Annotated in this window: 12 protein-coding genes and 1 pseudogene; 9 read left to right on the plus strand and 4 right to left on the minus strand. The window is 69.4% G+C overall.

Annotated features, from left to right (window positions below; all coding sequences use genetic code 11):
* The first annotated feature begins 207 nt into the window (after positions 1-207).
* From ACWEKM_RS19700 to ACWEKM_RS19710, 3 genes are all read left to right on the plus strand, one after another.
* On the plus strand, positions 208-1,239 hold the full coding sequence (locus ACWEKM_RS19700) for an AI-2E family transporter (protein ID WP_451622457.1): 1,032 nt from the start codon (positions 208-210) through the stop codon (positions 1,237-1,239).
* Between the two features lie 210 nt (positions 1,240-1,449).
* Positions 1,450-3,213: an aspartate--tRNA ligase gene (aspS, locus tag ACWEKM_RS19705; RefSeq protein ID WP_451622458.1), complete on the plus strand. Its 1,764-nt coding sequence runs from the start codon at positions 1,450-1,452 to the stop codon at positions 3,211-3,213.
* Positions 3,214-3,339: 126 nt separating this feature from the next.
* Positions 3,340-4,305, plus strand: a complete 966-nt coding sequence (locus ACWEKM_RS19710) for a dioxygenase family protein (protein WP_451622459.1) — start codon at positions 3,340-3,342, stop codon at positions 4,303-4,305.
* Between the two features lie 106 nt (positions 4,306-4,411).
* Here the strand turns inward: ACWEKM_RS19710 and metG are convergent, their stop codons facing one another.
* Both metG and ACWEKM_RS19720 read right to left on the minus strand, forming a co-directional pair.
* Positions 4,412-6,139 carry a methionine--tRNA ligase gene (gene metG, locus ACWEKM_RS19715; protein ID WP_451622460.1) on the minus strand — a complete coding sequence of 576 codons (1,728 nt, stop codon included), beginning with the start codon at positions 6,137-6,139 and terminating at the stop codon, positions 4,412-4,414.
* A gap of 182 nt (positions 6,140-6,321) precedes the next feature.
* Positions 6,322-8,439: a VWA domain-containing protein gene (locus ACWEKM_RS19720; RefSeq protein ID WP_451622461.1), complete on the minus strand. Its 2,118-nt coding sequence runs from the start codon at positions 8,437-8,439 to the stop codon at positions 6,322-6,324.
* A 256-nt stretch (positions 8,440-8,695) separates the two neighbouring features.
* Here ACWEKM_RS19720 and ACWEKM_RS19725 point away from each other — a divergent pair, with 256 nt between their 5' ends.
* Positions 8,696-10,771 (plus strand): PhoX family protein, encoded by a 2,076-nt coding sequence (locus ACWEKM_RS19725; protein WP_451622462.1) that lies wholly within the window; start codon positions 8,696-8,698, stop codon positions 10,769-10,771.
* A gap of 372 nt (positions 10,772-11,143) precedes the next feature.
* Here the strand turns inward: ACWEKM_RS19725 and ACWEKM_RS19730 are convergent.
* Both ACWEKM_RS19730 and ACWEKM_RS19735 read right to left on the minus strand, forming a co-directional pair.
* A pseudogene (locus ACWEKM_RS19730) lies at positions 11,144-12,049 on the minus strand (hypothetical protein); the annotation flags it as partial.
* Positions 12,050-12,205: 156 nt separating this feature from the next.
* Entirely contained in the window at positions 12,206-12,646 is a 441-nt protein-coding gene (locus ACWEKM_RS19735) for a hypothetical protein (protein ID WP_451622463.1), read from the minus strand.
* A 282-nt stretch (positions 12,647-12,928) separates the two neighbouring features.
* On the opposite strand from ACWEKM_RS19735, the gene ACWEKM_RS19740 reads away from it, so the two are divergent.
* The 5 genes from ACWEKM_RS19740 (at position 12,929) to ACWEKM_RS19760 (ending at position 21,807) form a co-directional block, all read left to right on the plus strand.
* Positions 12,929-14,119 (plus strand): PP2C family protein-serine/threonine phosphatase, encoded by a 1,191-nt coding sequence (locus tag ACWEKM_RS19740; RefSeq protein WP_451622464.1) that lies wholly within the window; start codon positions 12,929-12,931, stop codon positions 14,117-14,119.
* 62 nt (positions 14,120-14,181) lie between these two features.
* Positions 14,182-15,240, plus strand: coding sequence for a hypothetical protein (locus tag ACWEKM_RS19745; RefSeq protein WP_451622465.1), 1,059 nt, complete (start codon positions 14,182-14,184; stop codon positions 15,238-15,240).
* A gap of 401 nt (positions 15,241-15,641) precedes the next feature.
* Positions 15,642-20,822, plus strand: a complete 5,181-nt coding sequence (locus tag ACWEKM_RS19750) for a DUF6531 domain-containing protein (protein ID WP_451622469.1) — start codon at positions 15,642-15,644, stop codon at positions 20,820-20,822.
* A gap of 28 nt (positions 20,823-20,850) precedes the next feature.
* Positions 20,851-21,339, plus strand: coding sequence for a hypothetical protein (locus ACWEKM_RS19755; RefSeq protein ID WP_451622466.1), 489 nt, complete (start codon positions 20,851-20,853; stop codon positions 21,337-21,339).
* A gap of 147 nt (positions 21,340-21,486) precedes the next feature.
* On the plus strand, positions 21,487-21,807 hold the full coding sequence (locus tag ACWEKM_RS19760) for a hypothetical protein (RefSeq protein WP_451622467.1): 321 nt from the start codon (positions 21,487-21,489) through the stop codon (positions 21,805-21,807).
* The last annotated feature ends 71 nt before the right edge of the window (positions 21,808-21,878 follow it).

The following is a 21,878-nucleotide window of genomic DNA, read 5'->3' on the forward strand; positions in this document are numbered from 1 at the left end:
CCGAGGGCTGGAGTGCCACGGGCCCAGATGACACTCCGGGTGTGCTGCTTCGCCTGCCTACTGCCTGTGCTCGCCTGGTCGGCTGGAGTCGCCCGCCGTTTTCGGCGCGGGTGGTTCGCTGACCGTCCGCGCGGGCGGGTGACGCAGCGTCACTCGCCCGGGCCGTCGTGGCAGGACAGGCCGTCGCCCGCGTGATCCGCTGGACCGGTGCAGCTGCTTCCGGAACCCGTTCGCCGTCTCGCCGCCTGGTGTGCGGTGATCCTGCTCGCGTCCGGAGTCGTCTACGTCGGGATCCGGCTGTGCGTGGAGTTCCGTACGGCCGTCACGCCCGTGCTGCTCGCGCTGCTGGGCACCGCCCTGCTGCGACCGTTGTACCGGCGGCTGGTGACCGCCGGGGCGCACCGGTCGCTGGCGGCCGGGCTCACCTGTGTCGCGGTCGTCGCCGTGGTCGGCGGCGCCGTCTACATCGTGGTGGCCGCGCTCATCGACACCGGCGGTCAGATCCTCGCCTCGCTGCGGGACGCCGGCAAGTCCCTCGCCCAGCACTTCGGGGCGGCCGGGACCTCGCTGGACGATCTCGCCACCAACGCCAGGAAGCTGCTCGGCAAGTTCGGCGGGACGGCCGCCTCCAACGTCATCAGCGGGGTCAGCGTGGTCGGCGAGAGCATCGCCATGGCCGTCCTCGCGCTGCTGCTCGTCTTCTTCTTCCTGCGCGACTCGCACCGTGCCGCCGAGACCATCAGGTCCCTCGCCCCGCAGGGCACCGGGGACACCCTGGAGGCCATGGCGCGGCGTGCCTTCGGTGCCATCGAGGGGTTTATGCGCGGGACCACCGTCATCGCGCTCATCGACGCCGCCTGCATCACCGTCGGACTGCTCGTCCTGCGGGTGCCGGGCGCGCCGGGGCTGGGTGCGCTCGTCTTCGTCGGCGCCTATATCCCCTACCTCGGCGCGTTCCTGTCCGGCGCGGTGGCCGTGCTGGTCGCGCTCGCCGACCGGGGCTTTGTGATCGCGCTGTGGACGCTCGGGGTGGTGCTCGCCGTGCAGCTGCTGGAGGGGCATGTGCTGCAGCCGGCGATCCAGAGCCGGACCGTGCAGATGCATCCCGCGGTGGTGATGCTGGCGATCACCGCGGGGGCATCCGTCGCCGGGATCGTCGGGATGCTGCTCGCGGTGCCGCTCACCGCCGCCGCCTTCGGTATCGCCCACGAACTCAGGACCCGGTACGCGGCCACGTAGCGCCCGTGCCGCCGTAGCCCCCAGCCCCTGTCCCGTTCCTTTGGGGGTGGTGGAGCGTTCGACCACGGTCAAAGCGTTCGACCATGGTCGGCGATGAGCAGCGGCGTCGGCTCCGAAACGGTGGGGAGTCGATCTTGGGCCGCCCGGTAGGCTTGGGGAGAGTTTCACGTGAAACAAGCCCCCCGATCCGCGAAGACTGGATGAACGACGATGCATCGGTACAGGTCCCATACCTGCGGCGAGCTCCGCGCCTCTGACGTCGGCACCGAGGTCCGGCTGAGTGGCTGGCTGCACAATCGGCGCGACCTGGGCGGCATCCTCTTCATCGATCTGCGCGATCACTACGGCATCACCCAGCTCGTCGCCCGTCCGGGCACCGAGTCGTACGAGACGCTCGACAAGCTCTCCAAGGAGACGGTCGTCCGGGTGGACGGCAAGGTCGTCTCGCGTGGCACCGAGAACGTGAACCCGGACCTGCCGACCGGTGCGGTCGAGATCGAGGTCGGCGCGGTGGAGGTACTGGGCGCGGCGGCCCCCCTCCCCTTCACGATCAACACGGAGGACGGGGTCAACGAGGAGCGGCGACTGGAGTACCGCTTCCTGGATCTGCGCCGCGAGCGCATGCACCGCAACATCATGCTGCGTACGTCGGTCATCTCCGCCATCCGGCACAAGATGGTCGCGATGGGCTTCAACGAGATGGCGACGCCGATCCTGTCCGCCACCTCCCCCGAGGGCGCCCGTGACTTCGTGGTGCCGTCCCGGCTGCACCCGGGCAGGTTCTACGCCCTGCCGCAGGCGCCCCAGCAGTTCAAGCAGCTGCTGATGATCTCCGGCTTCGACCGCTACTTCCAGATCGCACCCTGCTTCCGTGACGAGGACGCCCGCGCGGACCGTTCGCCGGGCGAGTTCTACCAGCTCGACGTCGAGATGAGCTTTGTCGAGCAGGAGGATGTCTTCCAGCCGATCGAGAAGCTGATGACGGAGCTGTTCGAGGAGTTCGGCGGCGGCCGTCATGTCACCTCGCCCTTCCCGCGCATCCCGTTCCGCGAGGCGATGCTCAAGTACGGCTCCGACAAGCCGGACCTGCGCGCCAAGCTGGAACTGGTCGACATCACCGATGTCTTCGAGGGCTCGGAGTTCAAGGCATTCGCGGGCAAGCATGTGCGAGCCTTGCCGGTGCCGGACGTGTCCGCGCAGCCCCGTAAGTTCTTCGACCAGCTCGGCGACTTCGCCGTCGCACAGGGCGCCAAGGGTCTGGCCTGGGTGCGGGTCGCCGAGGACGGGTCCCTGTCCGGCCCGATCGCGAAGTTCCTCACCGAGGAGAACGTCGCCGAGCTGACCAAGCGCCTGTCGCTGGCGGCCGGCCACGCCGTGTTCTTCGGCGCGGGCGAGTCCGACGAGGTCTCGAAGATCATGGGCGCCGTGCGGGTCGAGGCCGCCAAGCGCGCCGGGCAGTTCGAGGAGAACGTCTTCCGTTTCTGCTGGATCGTCGACTTCCCGATGTACGAGAAGGACGAGGAGACCGGCGCGATCGACTTCTCGCACAACCCGTTCTCCATGCCGCAGGGTGGCCTGGAGGCCCTGGAGACCCAGGACCCGCTGGACATCCTCGGCTGGCAGTACGACATCGTCTGCAACGGCGTCGAGCTGTCCTCCGGCGCCATCCGGAACCACGAGCCGGACATCATGCTCAAGGCGTTCGAGATCGCGGGCTACGACCGCGAGACGGTGGAGGAGAAGTTCGCGGGCATGCTCCGTGCCTTCCGCTTCGGCGCCCCGCCGCACGGCGGTATCGCCCCCGGCGTCGACCGCATCGTCATGCTTCTCGCGGACGAGCCGAACATCCGCGAGACGATCTCCTTCCCGCTCAACGGCAACGCCCAGGACCTGATGATGGGCGCGCCCACGGAGCTGGAGGAGGCCCGGCTGAAGGAGCTGCACCTGTCGGTGCGCAAGCCGCAGCCGAAGTAGTTCAACGGCGTCAAGGGCCGGAGACCGATGGCGGTTTCCGGCCCTTTGCCGTCTCCGGCGGCCGGTCCGGGAAAGCACAGTCCATTCCCACGGTCCTGACAGACTCCTTCCCTAGTTTTTGTGTACATGACGGAACAGGGAACGGCTCACGAGCCGAAACACAAGCAGGATCTGACACGTCGCAAGGTGGTCGCTCTGGGCGCGGGTGCCGTGGTCGCCGTCGGCATCGGCGGCACCGTCGCGACCGGAGCCTTCGCCGACGAGACCAGTGCCACGGACTCCACGGCGACGGCGAGCAGCAGCGCGGGCGCGTGCTACAAGCTCACCTCGGAGACCGTCGAGGGTCCGTACTACATCGACGCGGACAAGATCAGGCAGGACATCACCGAGGACCAGGAGGGCATCCCCCTGACCCTCACGCTCAAGGTGATCGACGCGAACACCTGCAAACCGGTCAGGAACGCCGCCGTCGACATCTGGCACTGCACCGCTCTCGGCGTCTACTCCGGTTACGAGTCGGTCGGCAACGGCGGCGGTGGCGGAGCCCCCTCCGGCATTCCCACGGACGCTCCGTCCGGCATTCCCACGGACGCTCCGTCCGGCATTCCCACGGACGCTCCGTCCGGTACCCCGACGGGCGAACCGCCGTCCGGCGGACCGGGCGGCGGCGGAGGCGGCCATGTCGAACCCACCGACGACGAGCGGTATCTGCGCGGCACCTGGAAGACCGACAAGCACGGCACTGTCACCTTCACGTCCGTCTTCCCCGGCTGGTACCAGGGACGCTGCGTCCATATCCACGTCAAGGTGCACGTGGACGGCACGTGGACGGACTCCGGGTACGAGGGCGGCCACACCTCCCACACAGGCCAGCTGTTCTTCGCGGAGGAGGCCGTGCTCCTCACCGAGGACGTGGCGCCCTACTCCGCCAACACCGTCACACGCACCACCCTCACCGAGGACACGATCTACCCGCAGAACGGTGCCGAGGGCGGCCTGCTCACCCTCAAGTACCACAAGAACAAGATCACCAAGGGGGTCCGGGCCGGGCTGACGCTGGGCGTCACCCCGGACGAGACCCACGACGGCTGACGCGGGCGGGAGCGGTACGCGTCACGACAGGGCCCCGGAGCCGCCCACCGGTTCCGGGGCCCGTGTGCCGCTCGGGCGCTGCTCGGGTCGGCATACGCTCAGTAGGTCATGCGGTGTCGCCGCCGAAGCGCTCCTTGTAGGTCTCCAGGTCGTCGTCCGTGAGCTTGGCGAAGAGGACCGGTGGGACCGTGAAGGGGGTGCCGGCGGGGACCGAGGCGAGGGCGCGGGCCTCGTCCTCGGAGACCCAGACCGCCGTGTCGTTCGCCAGCGAGAAGGCCGCGCGCATGGCCGCCGACGCCGACGGGATGAGCGGCTCCGAGACCACCGCGTACAGGTGGATCAGGTTCATCGCCGTGCGGAGCGTGAGGGCCGCGCCGTCCTTGTCGGTCTTGATCTCCAGCCAGGGGGCCTTCTCCTCCAGGTAGGAGTTGCCCGCCGACCACAGGGCGCGCAGTGCCGCCGCCGCCTTGCGGAACTGGAGCGCCTCCAGGTGCTCCTCGTACTCGGCCAGCAGGCGGGCGATCTCCGCGCCGAGCTTCGTCTCCGCCTCGCCGGGCTCGCCGCCCGCCGGGACCTGCTCGCCGAACCGCTTCTTCGAGAAGGACAGCACCCGGTTGACGAAGTTGCCGAGGGTGTCGGCCAGGTCCTTGTTCACCGTGGCGGTGAAGTGCTCCCAGGTGAAGGACGTGTCGTCCGACTCGGGGGCGTTGGCGATCAGGAAGTAGCGCCAGTAGTCCGCCGGGAGGATGTCCAGCGCCTGGTCCGTGAAGACGCCGCGCTTCTGCGAGGTGGAGAACTTTCCGCCGTAGTACGTCAGCCAGTTGAACGCCTTGACGTAGTCGACCTTCTTCCACGGCTCGCGGACGCCGAGTTCGGTGGCCGGGAACATCACGGTGTGGAAGGGGACGTTGTCCTTCGCCATGAACTCCGTGTAGCGGACGGCGGTGTCGACGTCGTACCACCACGACTTCCAGTCACGGCTCTCCGGGTCGGTGTCCCGTACGGCGTCCGACCACTCCTTCGTCGCGCCGATGTACTCGATCGGGGCGTCGAACCAGACGTAGAAGACCTTGCCCTCCGCCGCCAGCTCCGGCCAGGTGTCGGCCGGGACCGGGACACCCCAGTCCAGGTCGCGGGTGATCGCGCGGTCGTGCAGGCCCTCGGTCAGCCACTTGTGGGCGATGGAGGACGCCAGTTGCGGCCAGTCCCTGTCATGGCGGGCGACCCACTCGCGTACCTCGTTCTCCAGCTTCGACTGGAGCAGGAAGAGGTGCTTGGTCTCACGGACCTCCAGCTCCGTGGAGCCCGAGATCGCCGAGCGCGGGTTGATCAGGTCGGTCGGGTCCAGCACCCGGGTGCAGTTCTCGCACTGGTCGCCGCGGGCCTTGTCGTAGCCGCAGTGGGGGCAGGTGCCCTCGACGTAGCGGTCCGGCAGGAAGCGGCCGTCGGCGGGGCTGTACACCTGGCGGATCGCGCGCTCTTCGATGAAGCCGTTCGCGTTGAGCCTGCGGGCGAAGTGCTGGGTGATCTCGACGTTCTGCGGGCTGGAGCTGCGGCCGAAGTAGTCGAAGGACAGCCCGAAGCCGTCGTAGACCGCCTTCTGGGCGTCGTGCGCCTGGGCGCAGAACTCGGCGACCGGGATGCCCTGCTCCTTGGCGGCCAGCTCGGCGGGGGTGCCGTGCTCGTCGGTCGCGCAGATGTACAGGACGTCGTGGCCGCGCTGGCGGAGGTACCGGGAGTACACGTCCGCCGGGAGCATGGACCCCACCATGTTGCCCAGGTGCTTGATCCCGTTGATGTACGGAAGGGCGCTGGTGATGAGGTGTCGAGCCATCGCGGGCTGCTCCCAAGTCGCTACGTGGGGTGACGGTCGGGCGTCTCGCGGATCGCCTTCGTCGTGTACGAACCTTGAAATCGTAGCCGACATGGGTGCGCCGCCCGCCTCCCGTTTTTCGGCGTGGGAAGCGGGTGGCGCGGACGGGGCAGCCGTCGGTGGCGGGGCGGCCGGGCGGGGGGTTACGGGCGCCAGGTGGCCAGTACGCCCTCGTACAGCTCCGCGTCCGTCAGCTCGCGGGGGGCAGGGCCCGCGTGGAAGAAGGACGCGTTGCCGGTCTTCAGCTTGCGGAGGTAGTCGAAAGCCTTGTTGTCGTGCTCGCCGAAGGCGACGAAGGAGAAGAAGACGGAGGGGTGGTTCTTCGCCGCGTTCGTGAGGGCCTGGGTGGCGGGGGTCTTGGCGTCGGGGGCGCCGTCCGTCTGGAACACGACGAGTGCCGGGGTGGTGGCGGCGGTCGTGGACTTGTCGTGGTGGGCGAGTACGGCTTCCACGGCGGCGTGGTAGCTGGTGCGGCCCATACGGCCGAGGGCGGCGTGGGCCTCGTCGATCTTGTTCTCGTACTCGGTGAGGGTGAGGTCGGCGGTGCCGTCCACTTCCGTGGAGAAGAAGACGACATGGACCGTGGCCTCGGCGTCGAGGTGGGCGGCGAGGGCGAGGGCCTGTTCGGCGAGGGCCTGGGCGGAGCCGTCCTTGTAGTACGGGCGCATGGAGGCGGAGCGGTCGAGTACGAGGTAGAGCTTGGCCCGGGTGCCGGTGAGGCCGGCCTTGGCGAGGGCTTCCGCGGCGGACCTGTGGGCGGTGGCGAGGCCGGTGTCGATGGTGTTGGCGGTGTTGGCTCCGCCGTCGACGGAGGTGTTCCCACCCGCACCACCCGGGCGGCTTTCGTTGTCCCCTGCGGGTGGCCCCAGCGGGGCGTCGCCACCGTCGGCGGCCAACGGTTCCAACGGTTCCTGCGGGGTCGCGTCGGTTGCGTCGGCGATCGGTTCGGGTTCGAGGGTGGATTCGGGGGTGGATTCGTCGTTCGGTGCGGCCGACGGTTCGTCCCGGGCGGTCACGGGTTCGTCTGCCTGCGCGGCCACGTCGGCGACGGTTTCGGTGACGGGGTCGGCGACAGTGGGGGAGACGGAGGCGGCGACGGGTTCCGGCTCGGGGGCGGTTTCGGGTTCCGCGGTCGGTTCGGTGGTGGCTTGCGGCTCGGCGGTCGGCTCGGCCTTCGGCTCCGCGACGGGCTCCGGCTGGGGCTCGGCAACCGCAACAACCGGCTCGGGCTCGGTCTCCGCTGTTGCGGGCTCGGGTTCCGCCGTTGCCGTCGCCGTCGCCGTCGCCGTCGCCGTTGGCTCCGGTTCCGGGAGGGGCGTCTCCGCCGTCTCCGCTGTCTCCTTCTCGATCTCGCCGACAGGGGCCTGCTCGTCCTCGACCTCATCGGCGGCCGTCGACTTCTTCTCGGCCTCGGCCCCTGCTTCGGTGGCAGTTCCGGAGACTTCAGCGACCGGTGTGGCCTCTGAGACCGGCTCGGGCGCGGGCTCGGGTTCCGCCGCCGCTGTTGCCGTTGCCGTTGCCGTCGTCGGTTCCGGTTCCGTCACCGGCTCCGGGGTGGCCTTGGCCGCCGGAGTGGTCTCGGTGTCCGAAGCGACCTCCGACGACGGGGTGCGCTCCGAGTCCGCCTCAGCGGTCACGTCGGGCTCGGTCGCCGTCGCGGCCTCAGCCTTCGCCGCGTCAGCCACGCTGGCCGCGTCAGTCGAACCGGCCTCGTCGGGCACCTCGGGCACCTCTGCCGCGTCGGTCGATTCAGCCTTGTCCGCCGGTCCGGCCGCGTCTGTCGGTCCGGTCCGGTGGGGCACCTCGGGCACCTCGGCCACCTCGGTCGATTCAGCCCCGTCCGCCACGGACCCGTCAGCCGCCGCGGCCCCGTCCGTCGCCCCGGGCTTCTCGCCCAGTGCGGTCTCGGTGGGCCGGGGCGTCTCCTGGTCCGTGGTCGTAGTCGGGTCTGTCGGGTGGGATGGCCTCGGGACCGCGACGCTGTCGAACGCCGCTGAGACCAGGTCGTGTTCCGAGGGGGAGGAGTGGCGGGGTTCCGGGACCTGGGCGGCGGCCGGCTTCCGGTCCGCCTCGTGCGCTGCAGGCTCCTGTGCCGCAGGCTCCTGTGCCGCAGCCTCCTGAGCTGCAGGCTCATGCGCCGCAGCCTCCGGCTCCGGCTTCGTCGGTTGCTGCGAAGGGAGCTGGTCCGCACCCTCTGCCGCGGCCGTGTGCCCCTTGCGTGATCGGCCGAATGCGTTCCGCAGGAGAGTGAGAATGCCCATGTGGCGCAACCCTTCGCGTGAGGTGATGCCCGTCAATCCCTGGCCAGGACGGACACGTAAGGTTAGCGGCCCTGAATGGTGATCTTGGGCAGGGGCGAAGGGCACGCGGTCGCGCGGGGCAATGCCCCGGCAGCCTGACCCGTCCCGTCCTTGAGGCTCGCCGCAGTTCACTTTTCGTTCAGCTGGAGGCTGTCCATCCGCACACGCCTACCCCTACCGTCACGCCCACACCAAGGGTTCGTAAGGGGAGAGCAAAGTGCGCAATCTGCTGCCGATCATCGGCTCGCACTCGGGCGGACGTTCCGCCATGACCTGCCGTTTCCGGTGTGGTGACGCCTGTTTCCACGAGGTGCCCAACACCAGCTCCAACGAGTACGCCGGCGACATCATCGCCGGTGCCCTGAACCGTCGTGGCGCGCTGCGCGCCGCCGCCGCGGTCACGGTGGCCGCCGCCGCCGGCTCCGCCGTGATGGCCGGTGCCCCGCAGGCCGCCGCCGCGGACGCCAAGCACGCCACCCCCGCCACCCACGGCAGGCCGGGCAGGCCCGGCCGGGCCGCGCGTGGCCTGCGGTTCGACCCGGTCGCCCCGAACACCGCCGACCAGGTCACCGTGCCCGGCGGCTACCAGCAGAACGTCGTCATCCGCTGGGGCGAGCCCATCCTGCGTGGTGCCCCCGCCTTCGACCCGGAGCGCCAGACGGCCGCCGCGCAGGCCGGGCAGTTCGGTTACAACAACGACTTCCTCGCCCTGCTGCCGATTCCCGGCGAGTGCGACCGTCAACTGCTCGTGGCCAACCACGAGTACACGGACGAGGTCCTGATGTTCCGCGGGTACGACGCCGCCAACCCCACCCGTGAGCAGGTCGAGGTCGCCTGGGCCGCGCACGGACTCACGGCCGTCGTCGTGGAGGAGGACCACCGGAGCGGCCGGCTGACCGTCGTCAACCGGCACCACTTCAACCGGCGTATCACCGCCACCAGCGAGTTCCTGCTCACCGGGCCCGCCGCCGGGTCGAGCCTGCTGAAGACCTCCGTCGACCGGACCGGCCGCAAGGTGCTCGGCACCCTCAACAACTGCTCCGGAGGCACCACCCCGTGGGGCACCACGCTGCACGGTGAGGAGAACTTCAACCAGTACTTCGCCAACGCCAACCGGGACACCGACAAGCGGTACGGCATCGGCACCGGTGCGACCGAGCGCAAGTGGGAGCGGTTCGACAAGCGGTTCGACATCGCCCAGGAGCCCAACGAGGTGCACCGGTTCGGGTATGTCGTCGAGTTCGACCCGTACGACCCCACGTCCACGCCCCGCAAGCGCACCGCCCTCGGCCGGTTCAAGCACGAGGCGGCGACCGTGCGGATGACGTCGGACGGGCGTCCCGTCGTGTACACGGGTGACGACGAGCGGTTCGACTACTTCTACAAGTTCGTCGGCAGCAAGCGCATGCGGCACGGCAACAGCCGCTCCGCGCGCGAGCACAACCTGACGCTGCTGGACGAAGGCACCCTGTACGTCGCCAAGCTCACCGGTGACTCCCCGGCGAGCGAGATCGACGGCAGCGGCGCGCTTCCCGCCGACGGCGAGTTCGACGGCGGCGGCACCTGGATCCCGCTCGCCACCGCCACCGCGCACGGCGCCGTCTCGCACGTCGAGGGCATGACCGCGGAGGAGGTCTTCGTCTTCACGCGGCTCGCCGGTGACAAGGCGGGCGCCACGAAGATGGACCGCCCCGAGGACATCGAGCCGTCGCCGCAGAGCGGCAAGGTGTACATCGCGCTCACCAACAACACCAACCGCGGCAAGGCCGGTTCCCCCGCCGCCGACGAGGCCAACCCGCGCACCAACAACAAGCACGGGCACATCCTCGAACTCACCGAGCGGCGCAACCGCGCCGACGCCACCTCCTTCGGCTGGTCGGTGTTCCTGGTCGCCGGTGACCCCGCCGACCCGGCCACCTACTTCGCGGGGTTCCCGAAGGACCGGGTGAGCCCGATCTCCTGCCCGGACAACGTGGCCTTCGACGTGCACGGCAACCTGTGGATCTCCACCGACGGCAACGCGCTCGGCACGCACGACGGCCTGTTCGGCGTCGCCACCAAGGGCGGTCGGCGCGGTGAGCTGAAGCAGTTCCTGACCATGCCGAACGGCGCCGAGACCTGCGGTCCGATCGTGCAGGAGCGCCGGGTCCTGGTCGCCGTGCAGCACCCGGGCGAGGTGGACGGGGCGTCGGTGGAGAAGCCGGCGAGCGCCTGGCCGGACGGAGCCGGGAAGATCGTGCGGCCGGCCGTGGTCGCGGTGTGGCGTAAGGACGGCTGCGACATCGGCATCTGACGGACGGCATCTGACGGACCGCGGGGCGGCGTCGGCGCGGGGACGCGATCACCGGCGCCGCCTGCCGACCGGGGTAGGCGCCGCCTGCCGACCGGGGTAGGCGGCGCCGAGGTCCCGTGCCAGGGCGGACGGCGGCCCGGCAGCCGCGCCCGCACGCCCCAGGCCCGGAAGCGTCTGCCGCCGCCGTCACGCGCCCGGGGTGGCGGTGGGACCTCCCGGAGGCCAGCCCGCTCCCACCCCCGCCCCCGCTTCGGCCTGGACGGTCTCGTCCTCGAATACGGCGGGGCGCTTCGATACGGCGGGGCGCTTCGATACGGCGGCGCGCTCCGATCGGGGGGCGTCCCGGCGGGCCGACGACAGGTCACGCGCCCGAGGCGCCCGAGGCGTCCGGGGCGTCCGGGGCGTCCGGGGAACCAGAACGCGTACGTTCCGGGTCAGCCAGGTGACCAGGGCCACCGCGAGGCCCAGGCCCAGCAGCAGCCAGGAGACCAGGCGCAGGGTGGCCGTGAGGGCGTCGTAGACGGCACCGGCGGCCGGCTGGGGGACGTCGGTGGGCAGGTCGGCGAGGGTGAGCCGGCGGCCGATGGCGAGGGCGACGCCGAGCAGGGCGCCGCCCAGGGCCGTGCCGAGCGCGGTCGCGGTGATCGCGCGGCGGCGGTGGACGGCGAGGGCGATTCCGGCGACGCCGAAGACGACGGCCGCCACGGGGAGCCAGAACCCGGCGACTTCGAGCACGTGGTACCCCTTCCGCAGCGGTGCCAGTTCGTGTGCGGGCAGTACGGCGAACGCGGTGTGTTCTACCGGAATCCGGTCGGCGAGCGGCATGTGGTCCTCGGCGAGTTGGCGTTTGACCTGGGCGGCCACGGCGGCCAGATCGACGGTGACCGGCTGTTCGAGCAGGTCGTCCTCGGCCCCCTCGTCGCGCAGCGCGCGCAGCACGGCGTCGTGGGTGGCGCGGTTGCCCTCGTCCCAGGCGAGACGGAAGGCGCGAGTCTGGGTGAAGGAGTGCACCGCGTCGTGCACGAAGGGCCCGACGGTGCCCCGCACCGGGCGTACGTCGAACTTCTGGTCGACCTCGCGCATGATCCCGGCCCCGACGGTGTCCGCGACCGCCTCGCGTACGTCCGGGTCGGTGGCGAGCGGCGCCATCGTCGTGACGTACCGGCCGGTGTCGGCGAGCCCGTACGCCGCCCAGGCCGCCAGCGCGCCGCACGGCACGAGGAGGCAGGACAGGCCGATCAGCGCCGCCGACAGGGCGCTCCTGAGACGTGGGGGCACTCTCTCAGGCAACGGCCCACGGGCCCGGTACGCGAGCGGTGGGACTGCATTCGGGTGGCGTCGGGACCGCACCGGGACGGCGTCGGAACGGTGGCCCCGGTTCCGAACCGGGCGGCGGTGGCGGCGGTGGTGCTGGTGCTCGTTGCTGGTATCGGGTCAGCGGATGCGGTGGCCCGCCGCGTCCTCATGGGTGTAGTAGCGGTAGAAGAGCACGACGAAGAAGACCGCGGCGACGACCAGCGCCATGCCGGTGGAGCGCAGCGCGGATTCCCCGGACTGGTGGTAGAGGAAGCCGAACGCGATGCCGCCGAAGGCGGACCACAGCAGCGCGTGCAGTTCCCGCCGCAGCCGTGGGGCCAGCGCCTGCACGCCCAGGTACACCAGGGCGAACACGAGCGCGGTCACGAAGCCGAGCAGGAGGTTCCAGCCGGTGATGGGCCCGCCGTCGCGCCGGTTGGCCGCGGCCCAGTAGCCGTAGAGGAGCCCGAGCAGGACGGGGAACGCCAGCCGGGCCATCGCGTGGGTGCGCTCGCCGAAGATGTCGGGCGTCCGGTGGGTGCGGGGCACGCCCCCGGACGTGGGTGCCGCGTGAGCCATGAGAGCCCTCCTGTTCTCCTCGCCCCCGGAAGCCCCGGAAGCCCCGGAAGCCCCGGAAGCCCCGGAAGCCCCGGAAGCCCCGGAAGCCCCGGAGGTTGCCTCGGGAGTTTGGTTTGGAATTCGACTCCGGAGCCGCCGGAAGCCGCCCCGGGCGCCCGACCCGGAATCCGACCCCGGAATCCGCCCCCGGCTTCCAGCGCACACCTGGGGCGAGGCCCTGGCAAGTCGTGCGGGCCGAACGCCCGGATGCGGCCGGTGCGCGCCCATGCTTCGCTGAGGTCCATGAAGGGCGGGCCGCACGCCGTGACCGATGACGACGACGATGCCCCGCCGCGGCAACCGCTGCGGATCCACGGGCTCAGCGTCGCGTGGCTGCCGCCGCTCCTGCTGCTCGCGCTGATCGTCGCGGTCGACGTCAACACCACCGAGAAGTTCCGCGTCGTCTCCTGGATCGTCCTGGTGCCCGGCACGGCCGCCGCGATCTGCGGGGTGTGGACCACGGGTGGGTTCGCGGTGCTGTCGCTGCTGGTGTACGTCCTCGTGGACGCCGTCTGGCCGAGCCAGTACGAGGCGGGCCTGCCCGACTTCGTACTGGTCGCCCTCGGCGGGTTCCTCACCACCCTGGCGTGCGCGGTCCGGTTGCGGACCGAGCGTCTCATGCTGCACATGCGGGACATCGTCGAGACCACCCGCCACACTGTGCTGCGCCAGCTGCCGCCGGACTGGGCCGGCCTGGAGAACGCGGCCGTCTATCTGTCCGCCGACACCGACGCCCGCGTCGGCGGCGACTTCTACGACATCCAGCCCGGCCCGTACGGGCCCCGCGTGTTCGTCGGCGATGTGCAGGGCAAGGGCCTGGGCGCGGTGGACACGGCCGTCGCGCTCCTCGGCACCTTCCGGGAGGCCGCCTACCACGAGCCGGACCTCGCGGCCGTGGCCGCCCACCTGGAGACCCGGATGCTGCGCCACCGCGTGCGCATCGCCGCCCTGGGCCGCAAGGACGGGGACCGGTTCGCCACCGCCCTGCTGGTCGGCTTCCCCGTCCATGAGTCGGGCTTCGTGGAGGTCGTCAACTTCGGTCACGAACCCCCGATGGGGGTCACCCCCGGCGGGGTGCGGCTGCTGCCGCCCGGCGACGGCCTGCCGCTCGGCATGGGCGAGTTCGCGGACGGACCGCCGCGCGCGCACCGGGTGGCGCTGGGCGCCGGGGAGACCCTCCTGCTGGTCACCGACGGGGTGACGGAGGCCAGGGACGGGGCCGGGGGGTTCTATCCGCTGGTGAAGGAGGTGACCCGGGCGGTGGCCGCGGATCCGCGTACGGCCGAGCCGGCCCGGCTGGTGGCCGTGGTGCGGGAGGGCACACTCCGCCACACCGAGGGTCATCTCGCCGACGACACCACGGTTTTCGCGGTACGGCGGGTGTCGGGCCGGCCTCCCGCGCGGCTTCCCGTACGGGGACGTTTGCGGTCCTGAGACCCTTCTTTGCAGCAGTAGCGGCTACCGTGCTGCCCTAGGTGATCGACAGGGGAGGGACGATGCCCGGAACCGTGCTGCTGCTCGCGGCCTCGCCGATGGGCAGGGGGCGCCTGGTCGACGCGGCTTCCGTGCTTCCCGTCCTCGCGGCCGTCGCACCCGACGTGCTGGCCGGCACGGACACCGCCAACGTGGTCGAACTCGCCGATCCGCTGGAGCCGCAGGCCGTGCTGACCCGGCTGCGCGCCGCCGCGGCGGCCCCCGGCCCGCTGACCGTGTTCGTCACCGGCCAGCTCCAGCTCGACCGGCGCCAGCATCTGCCGCATCTGGCGCTGGCCCGCACCACCGCAGCGACCGTCCGCTACACCGCCTTCCCCTGGCACTGGATCCGCGAGGAACTGCGGCTGCGCCCGTCCGGCGCGACCGCCTTCGTCGTCGATCTGCACGCGGACGCCGAGACCTGGCAGCATCTGCGCACCACGCCGCTCGACTCGGGCCGCAACAACCCGGTCTACGGCCGGATAGCGCCGCCCCCGGCCCGCCGCGCGGTCGCCGTGCCGTCGTACATGAAGGCGGTGGCGACGGTGCTGCGCAGCGGGCACCGGCCGCCGCTGGAGCAGTTGCACCAGCAGGTGGTGGCCCGGCTGGGCGAGGAGGCGGCGGGCAACATCCTGTTGGCCGCGCCCGCACCGGAGAGCGGCGATCCGCACGCCGCGATCGCCGCCGCCGTCGAGGCGGGCCGGCACGCCGAGGCGGACGTGCTGGCCGCGCGGTGGGAGCAGGCCGCGGTGCGCGCGCACGGGCCGGGCTCCGCGGACGCGCTGCACTGGGCCGAGGTCCGCGCCGACCTCGCGATGTTCGCGGGGGACGCGGTGCGCAGCTGCCGCACCTGGCTGACCGTGGCCGGGGCCCGGCTGGCCGCCGGGCAGCCCGCCGACGCGCCCGCGGTGGAGGCGGCCGTGGACCGCGCCCACCACCAGTGGGGCCGCATCGGCGACGCGGCCCACGCCCGTGAACTCGGGCCCGCCCTGGCGGAGTTGCGCCTACGAGTCCCGGGCCGCAGACAGGGCGCCCTGGACCATGTCCAGCAGCACCTCCAACAACTCCAGGCAGCCCGATAGCGGCTTTGGCCGGGCGCGGCCGTCCGTTTGGCGCAGACCGTCGGGACATGTTCACGCCACATTTGGGCCCTTCGCAGCCTTGAGCATCCCTTGATCAGGGTTTTCGAGATCGGAAGTCCTCGCTCAACTCGGCAAATCGGCCATACCTGTACGTCCAAGTTTTTCCGCACCCCTCACAACCAAAGATCAACCTGACACTTCGTTCACGGTTTTCACACAAGGGGTGCACAGTGCGCATACCGGCGCGAAGATCGATCATCGCCCTGCTGACCCTGGCCCTGTTGGCCATCGCGGGCGTCTTACCGGCCTCGGCTCTCCCGAGTCGTTCCGCCTCCGCTCAGAGCCCGGTTCAACAGCCCACCGCACGTACGGCAGCGGACCTCCCCAAGCCGCCCAAGGCGATGACCCTGGCCGAGCGGCGCAAGCAGGTGAAGCAGGCGCGGGGCGAACTGTCCCCCATGCGCGGCTATGCGAATCGATCCGCCGCGAAGCCGAAGGGCAAGCCGCACGGCCGCCCTGACCGGGACGCCGCCAGGAGCGGTCCCGCCGCTCGGGAAAGCGTGACGACTCTCGCGGCGGCGCCCGCGGACCCGGCCTGGGTGACGGCCTATGCGACCGCGTATCCCGCGTACCTGTCGGTCGGCGGTCAGCTGAAGTTCTCCTCGGGTACCGCCTCCTCATACTCCGGGCTTTGGCTCTACGTAATGGATGAGGCGGGCAAGCCCGTCTACAACCAGGAAATCAGCAAGGCCGCCGACGACCCGACGGGTAAGTTCCTGGAGAACGGGGCCTGGTGTTACGGTTGGTGGGCGGGTAACTCCTATCCCACGGACCAGTGCTTCTGGTGGAGCACGAACCAGCTGGGCGGTCACCTCCAGGACGGCAAGAAGTACTACGCCTGGATCTTCCTCAAGGGCTCGGACGGCACCTGGAGTTCCAACGGGACCACCTCCCCGCTGGTGGAGGCGTTCTACACGCCGGGCATCCCCGGTGCTCAGGCAGGCATCTGCACCTGCTACGCGCAGGCGCACCGCGCCGACCCGGTCAGCACAGCCACCGGAATGTTCTTCGAGCAGCTCACCGACGCCCAACTGGTCGGCGTCGGCAAGCAGGTGTCCCTGGAGCGCACCTACCGCTCCGACTCCACCACGACGGGGCTGCTCGGCCGAGGCTGGGCGACGCCGTTCGACTCGAAGCTGACGATCACCGGCAGCACCGCGACGTACCAGGCCGACGACGGTGCGAAGTTCGTCTTCACACAGGCGAGCGACGGCACGTACACCGCGCCGGCGGGGTCGGCCGCGAAGCTGGTCAAGGGCAGCAGCACCTACACCCTCACCACCCTCGACCACACCAAGCGCACGTTCAGCAGTACGGGTCAGCTGACGTCGGTGGTCGACAAGGCGGGCCAGGGCCTGGCCCTGACCTACACCTCCGGCAAGCTGTCCTCGGCCAAGGACGCCGCCGGCCGCACCACCGGCTTCACCCTGAACACCGATGGCCTGGTCACCAAGGTGGACCTCCCGGACTCCACGTCGGTCTCCTACGGCTACGAGGGCGGCCTGCTGACCTCGGTCACGGATCCGGCTGGCAGGACCTCGTCCTACGCGTACAACACGGACAAGAGGCTGTCCTCTTACACCGATCCGGCCGGAGGCAAGGTCTCCAACACGTATGACTCGAACGGCCGGATCAAGTCCCAGACCGACCAGAACAACAAGACCACGAACTTCACCTGGGACGGCAGCCGCGAGTCGCACACCACGGCCCCCGACGGTGGGGTGTGGACGGACGTCTACTCCGGCAACGTGCTGCTGGAGAGCATCGACCCGTACGGCAAGACCGTCTCCTACGACTACGACCGTTCCCTGCGCCCGGTTGACATCACCGACCAGCGCGGCAACACCACGTCGATGACGTACGACGGCGCCGGGCACATGCTCTCCCGCAGTTCCCCGTCCTCGCTCAAATACTCCGAGAGCTGGACCTACGACACCGCGGGCAACATCCTCAGCCACACCGACGGCCGCACCTACAAGACGTCGTACGGCTACAACACGGCGGGCCAACTGGTCTCCAGCACCGATCCGCTCGACGGGAAGACGTCGTACACGTACACGGCACAGGGTGCCCTGCAGACCGTCACCACGCCGCGCGGGAGCAAGACGACATACGGCTACGACGCGGCCGGCAACCGGACGTCGGTGACGACCCCGCTGGGTGACAAGACCACCTTCACCTACGACGCCGCGGGCCGCATGCTGTCCATGACCAGCCCGCGCGGCAATGTCTCCGGTGCCGACCCGGCCGCCTACACCACCAAGTACGCCTACGACGGGCGCGGAGTGCTGAAGTCCGCCACCGACCCGCTGGGACGTACCACCAGTTACGAGTACAACGGCGCCGAACAGCTGACGTCCATCAAGAACCCGGCGGGCAGTATCACCCGCTACGCGTACGACGACGCCGGCAACCTCACCAAGACCACGGACGCGGCCGGCGAGTCGGTCACCCGGACCTTCGACGCACACGGCAACGTCACCTCGGAGACCGACCCGCTGGGCAACAAGACGACCTGGAACTACGACAAGCTCGGTCGGCTGATCAGTGCTGTCTCCGCGCGCGGCAATGTCTCCGGCGCCGACCCGGTCGCGTACACCACGAGTTACGCATACGACGCCGTCGGCAACCGCACGAAGGTCACCGATCCGACGGGCGCGTCCGTAACGACCGAGTACGACGCCGTGAACCGGCCCGTCAAGGTCACCGACGCGCTGACCAAGTCGACCCTCTACGAGTACGACGCCAACGACAACGTCACGAAGGTCACCGACCCTCTCACCAAGAGCGTCTCGTCGGCCTACGACAAGAACAACCGGCTCAGCAGCACCACCGACCAGCTCGGCAAGAAGACCACTTACGCCTACGACGCCGACGGAAACCCGCTCAGCACCACATCACCGCTGGGCAACAAGGAGAGCCGGACCTACGACGCCGACGGCCGCCAGGCCACCGCCGTCGACCCGCGCGGCAACGCCACTGGCGCCGACCCGGCCCAGTACACGACCACCAACGACTACGACGCGGACGGCAACCTCACCACCGTCACCGCCCCGCTCGGCGGTGTGACCAGCACCCAATACGACGCGGTGGGCAACGTCATCAAGCACACCGACGCGGACCAGCGCGTCACCACCTACGGCTACGACAAGCTCGACCAGCTCACCACGGTGACGGCCCCCGACGGCGGCCAGACCACGTACACCTACGACGCGGTCGGCAACGTCGAAGAGCGCACCGACGCGAACAACCACACCACCACCTACGGCTACGACGCGGCCCACCGTCCGGCATCGGTCACCGACCCCCTGGGCCGCGTGACCGCGTACGCGTACGACGCAGACGGCAACCCGACCGGGACGACCACCCCGCGTGGCACGACCACCCTCACCTACGACGCCCGGAACCTGCTCACCAAGACCGACTACTCCGACTCCACCCCGGACGTCACCTACGGCTATGACGCCGCCGGCCGGCTCACCTCCCGCGCCAACAGCTCCCGGACCGAGGACTTCGGCTACGACGCGGTCGGCAACCTCACCAAGAGCCGCCACTTCGCCTATACCTACGACGCCGCCGGGCAGATGCTCACCCGCACCTACAACAGCGGCTCCATCGCGTATGCCTACGACGACGACGGCCGTACTTCCACGATGACGGCCGACGGCGAGACCACCACCTATACCTGGGACCCGGCCGCGAACCTCACCCGGTCCGCGCTGCCCAACACCGAGACCGAGGAACGCGCCTACGACCGTGCGGGCCGTCTCACCGCCGTCACCTCCGCCAAGGCGGGCACCACGGTCACCAGGACCGCGCTCACCCTCTCGGCGGCGGGCCTGCCCACCCGGGCGGACGTCACCCGGGCCGGTGTCGGCACCGGCGGCTACGACCTGACATACGACACCGCAGGCCGCCTCACCTCCGGCTGCTTCCCGCAGCCCGCCATCGCCGGATGCGCCTCCAGCCGCACCACGTCCTACACCTACGACAAGGCCGGCAACCGCCTGACCTCCACCCTGGGCAGCACGTCGACCAGCTACGCCTACGATGCCGCCGACCAGCTCACCTCCACCACGACCGGCACCACGACCACCGACTACGCATACGACGCGGAGGGCAACCAGACCAAGGCGGGCGCCGACACCTACTCCTACGACCTGGCCGGACAGATCTCCGCCGCCACCGTCGCGGACACCGCCTACACCTACAACCACGACCCGAGCGGTAACCAGATCGCCGTCGCCAAGGACGGCTCCATAACCAACCGCTACGAGTGGGACCCCAACGCGCCGCTGCCGATGCTCGCCTACGAGACCAAGGGACCGCTGGGCAGCATCATTGCGCAGAGTTACCGTTACGACCCGCTGGGCCAGCCAGAATCCACAAGAGCCGGTGCCGGCCCCGTCTTCTACTACCACCACGACACCCAGGGCTCCCCGGTCGACGTCACCGGCAGCACCGGCACCCTCCACCAGCGCTGGGCCTACGACCCGTTCGGCACCCGAACGCTGGACACCACCGCCGGCGGCGCCCCCGCGAACACCCCGTCCTACACCGGCGCCCGCTACGAGACCACCACCGGCAATCTCGACCTGCACGCCCGCCAGTACAACACCGCCACCGGCCGCTTCAACCGCCCCGACCCGGCGACCCGCGGTCAGTCGACGCCGTACATCTCGGCATACGCCTACGCCGACAACACCCCCACCCTGTACACCGACCCCAGCGGTCTGACACCCGTGCCGGGCGACAACGGCAACGGCAAAGTCGACAGCCTCGGCGAGGGCCTGAAGATCTTCGGCGACGGCTTCCTCCAGGGCTTGAAGGCCCCCTTCGAATTCCTCGGCGACGCCCACGACGCGGTCACCGGAGCGAACGGCGGCGCCGGCGCTTTCCTCGACAAGTACCTCCCCGTCCGCCCCGCCTACCGGCTCTACCGCGCCGAGCACATGCTCCGCCAACAGGGCTGCGACGCTCTGGCTGATCTATATGCGGAGGTGGCCGAAGAACTGACCCAGCAGATCGCCCTTGTGGGGATCGGCGGTCTCACAGGGTGGCGGCGCACAGCGGTCGAGCCGGACATCAATCGGTATCCCGGAGAAGCGGGCAGCCCCACACGCTATGGACCGGGCGCGGCGCATGCTGATGACCCTTCATTCGGCAGCAAGGGCTATCGGTGGGCCGCACCAAGAGTACCGACCGATGTGCTTGGCCCCGGCGAGGCGTGGCATCCCAGTCATGGCACACCGGTCATCGGACGCCTCGACGACACTCTTATCGGAGGGTCATGGTCCCACAACGCAAAGCTCACGACTGGTAGTTGGACCCTCGCTAAGAACGATGCATGGATACAGACCATCATCGATCAACGCGGTACCGTGTACGTCGTGTCACCCACTGCAGGAAACTACTGGCTGACATCACGAAGGGAGCCCACTGTATTCGCCCGCGAAATCCAGCAGCTCCTCCAATCCGGATACAAATGGAAGGGGGATTATCTTGTCCCGCCGAAGGGGTAGCAAGGGAACAGAACAGCCACCTGTAAGCGTGTCGCGCCTCAAGGATAAGCGGTTCGACGGTTACCTGCGCTACGCCATTCCGCATGAACTGGACTCTGACATCGATGCCGTGATCACTTCATATATGGAGAGTTCCGCGTCTGTCAGGCAGAGGGCGATCGACGATCTGGATGGCCGCAGCGCATCCGTGCTCAGCGCATATGGGCAGCGAATGGCCTCGACCGCAGTCCGTGCCAGAGCGATTGACACGCTACGCTGCGGACTCATCGCTGTCGGCATGGCGGAAGAGCGCCTCAGTGACGCTCGTGAAAACGTTTACCCGCTTGTAGCCATTAACGACGCCGCGTCCCTGATCGGCACCTCGCTCCGGAATCTGATCACTGATGTGTCAGGTTTTCTGCCGCCTACAACGGTAGTCAAGCTGCGTGAATTCGATCAGCGTCAAGAGCAAGACAAATCGATCGAGGCTATGGGTCTGAGAAGATTTGGCAGCGGCCAGAATTTCCTCTACTCCTAGCCCCCGCCTTTACCGAGGCGTCGCAGGAATTACACCACGACTGATCGCGCGCAGGCCCGCCCAGAAAGTTATAGTGGAGTAGGCCATCATGCTTGCTGGGTCGGGCGCCAAGTGTGATCACGCCAAGGAAATAATAGGAGGAATTCCATGGGGCATCGCTACTACCTCTACGGCTCTAGCGAAATGAGCCTGCGGGAGGTGTGTGATGCCCTCTCGCTTTCCTTGGGGGTTTCATTTAAATCTCGGGAAAGTGATTTCAAGGGCGGGAGATATTATCTCGCACGAGTGCAGGGATCCGAAAAGATCGCGGTCGAATTGAACTGGGAGGATGATGAGGGCTACCTCGCTGAACCTGAGTATCCGGAATATTCTACGCTGGTGTATGTCAATGCCCCGACCGAGTGCATGCTATCGGTACTGGAAAATGCGAGCTATCTTCAACGTCTGAGCCAGGATCCACCGGCTTGATTCCCGGTTGATCGTTTCGGGGTCGCGCAGGCCGTGTCGGGGCTGAGTAGCAGATTCGGGCATGGGGTGGC

This window comes from Streptomyces sp. NPDC004752, from assembly GCF_053601275.1.

Bases quoted from the DNA above. Each gene is read 5' to 3' on its own strand.
- ACWEKM_RS19720 (WP_451622461.1), bottom strand. From the start codon at position 8,439: ATGGGCATTCTCACTCTCCTGCGGAACGCATTCGGCCGATCACGCAAG.
- ACWEKM_RS19740 (WP_451622464.1), top strand. From the start codon at position 12,929: ATGAAGGGCGGGCCGCACGCCGTGACCGATGACGACGACGATGCCCCG.
- ACWEKM_RS19760 (WP_451622467.1), top strand. From the start codon at position 21,487: ATGGGGCATCGCTACTACCTCTACGGCTCTAGCGAAATGAGCCTGCGG.
- metG (WP_451622460.1), bottom strand. From the start codon at position 6,139: ATGGCTCGACACCTCATCACCAGCGCCCTTCCGTACATCAACGGGATC.
- ACWEKM_RS19750 (WP_451622469.1), top strand. From the start codon at position 15,642: ATGACCCTGGCCGAGCGGCGCAAGCAGGTGAAGCAGGCGCGGGGCGAA.
- ACWEKM_RS19735 (WP_451622463.1), bottom strand. From the start codon at position 12,646: ATGGCTCACGCGGCACCCACGTCCGGGGGCGTGCCCCGCACCCACCGG.
- ACWEKM_RS19745 (WP_451622465.1), top strand. From the start codon at position 14,182: ATGCCCGGAACCGTGCTGCTGCTCGCGGCCTCGCCGATGGGCAGGGGG.
- aspS (WP_451622458.1), top strand. From the start codon at position 1,450: ATGCATCGGTACAGGTCCCATACCTGCGGCGAGCTCCGCGCCTCTGAC.
- ACWEKM_RS19710 (WP_451622459.1), top strand. From the start codon at position 3,340: ATGACGGAACAGGGAACGGCTCACGAGCCGAAACACAAGCAGGATCTG.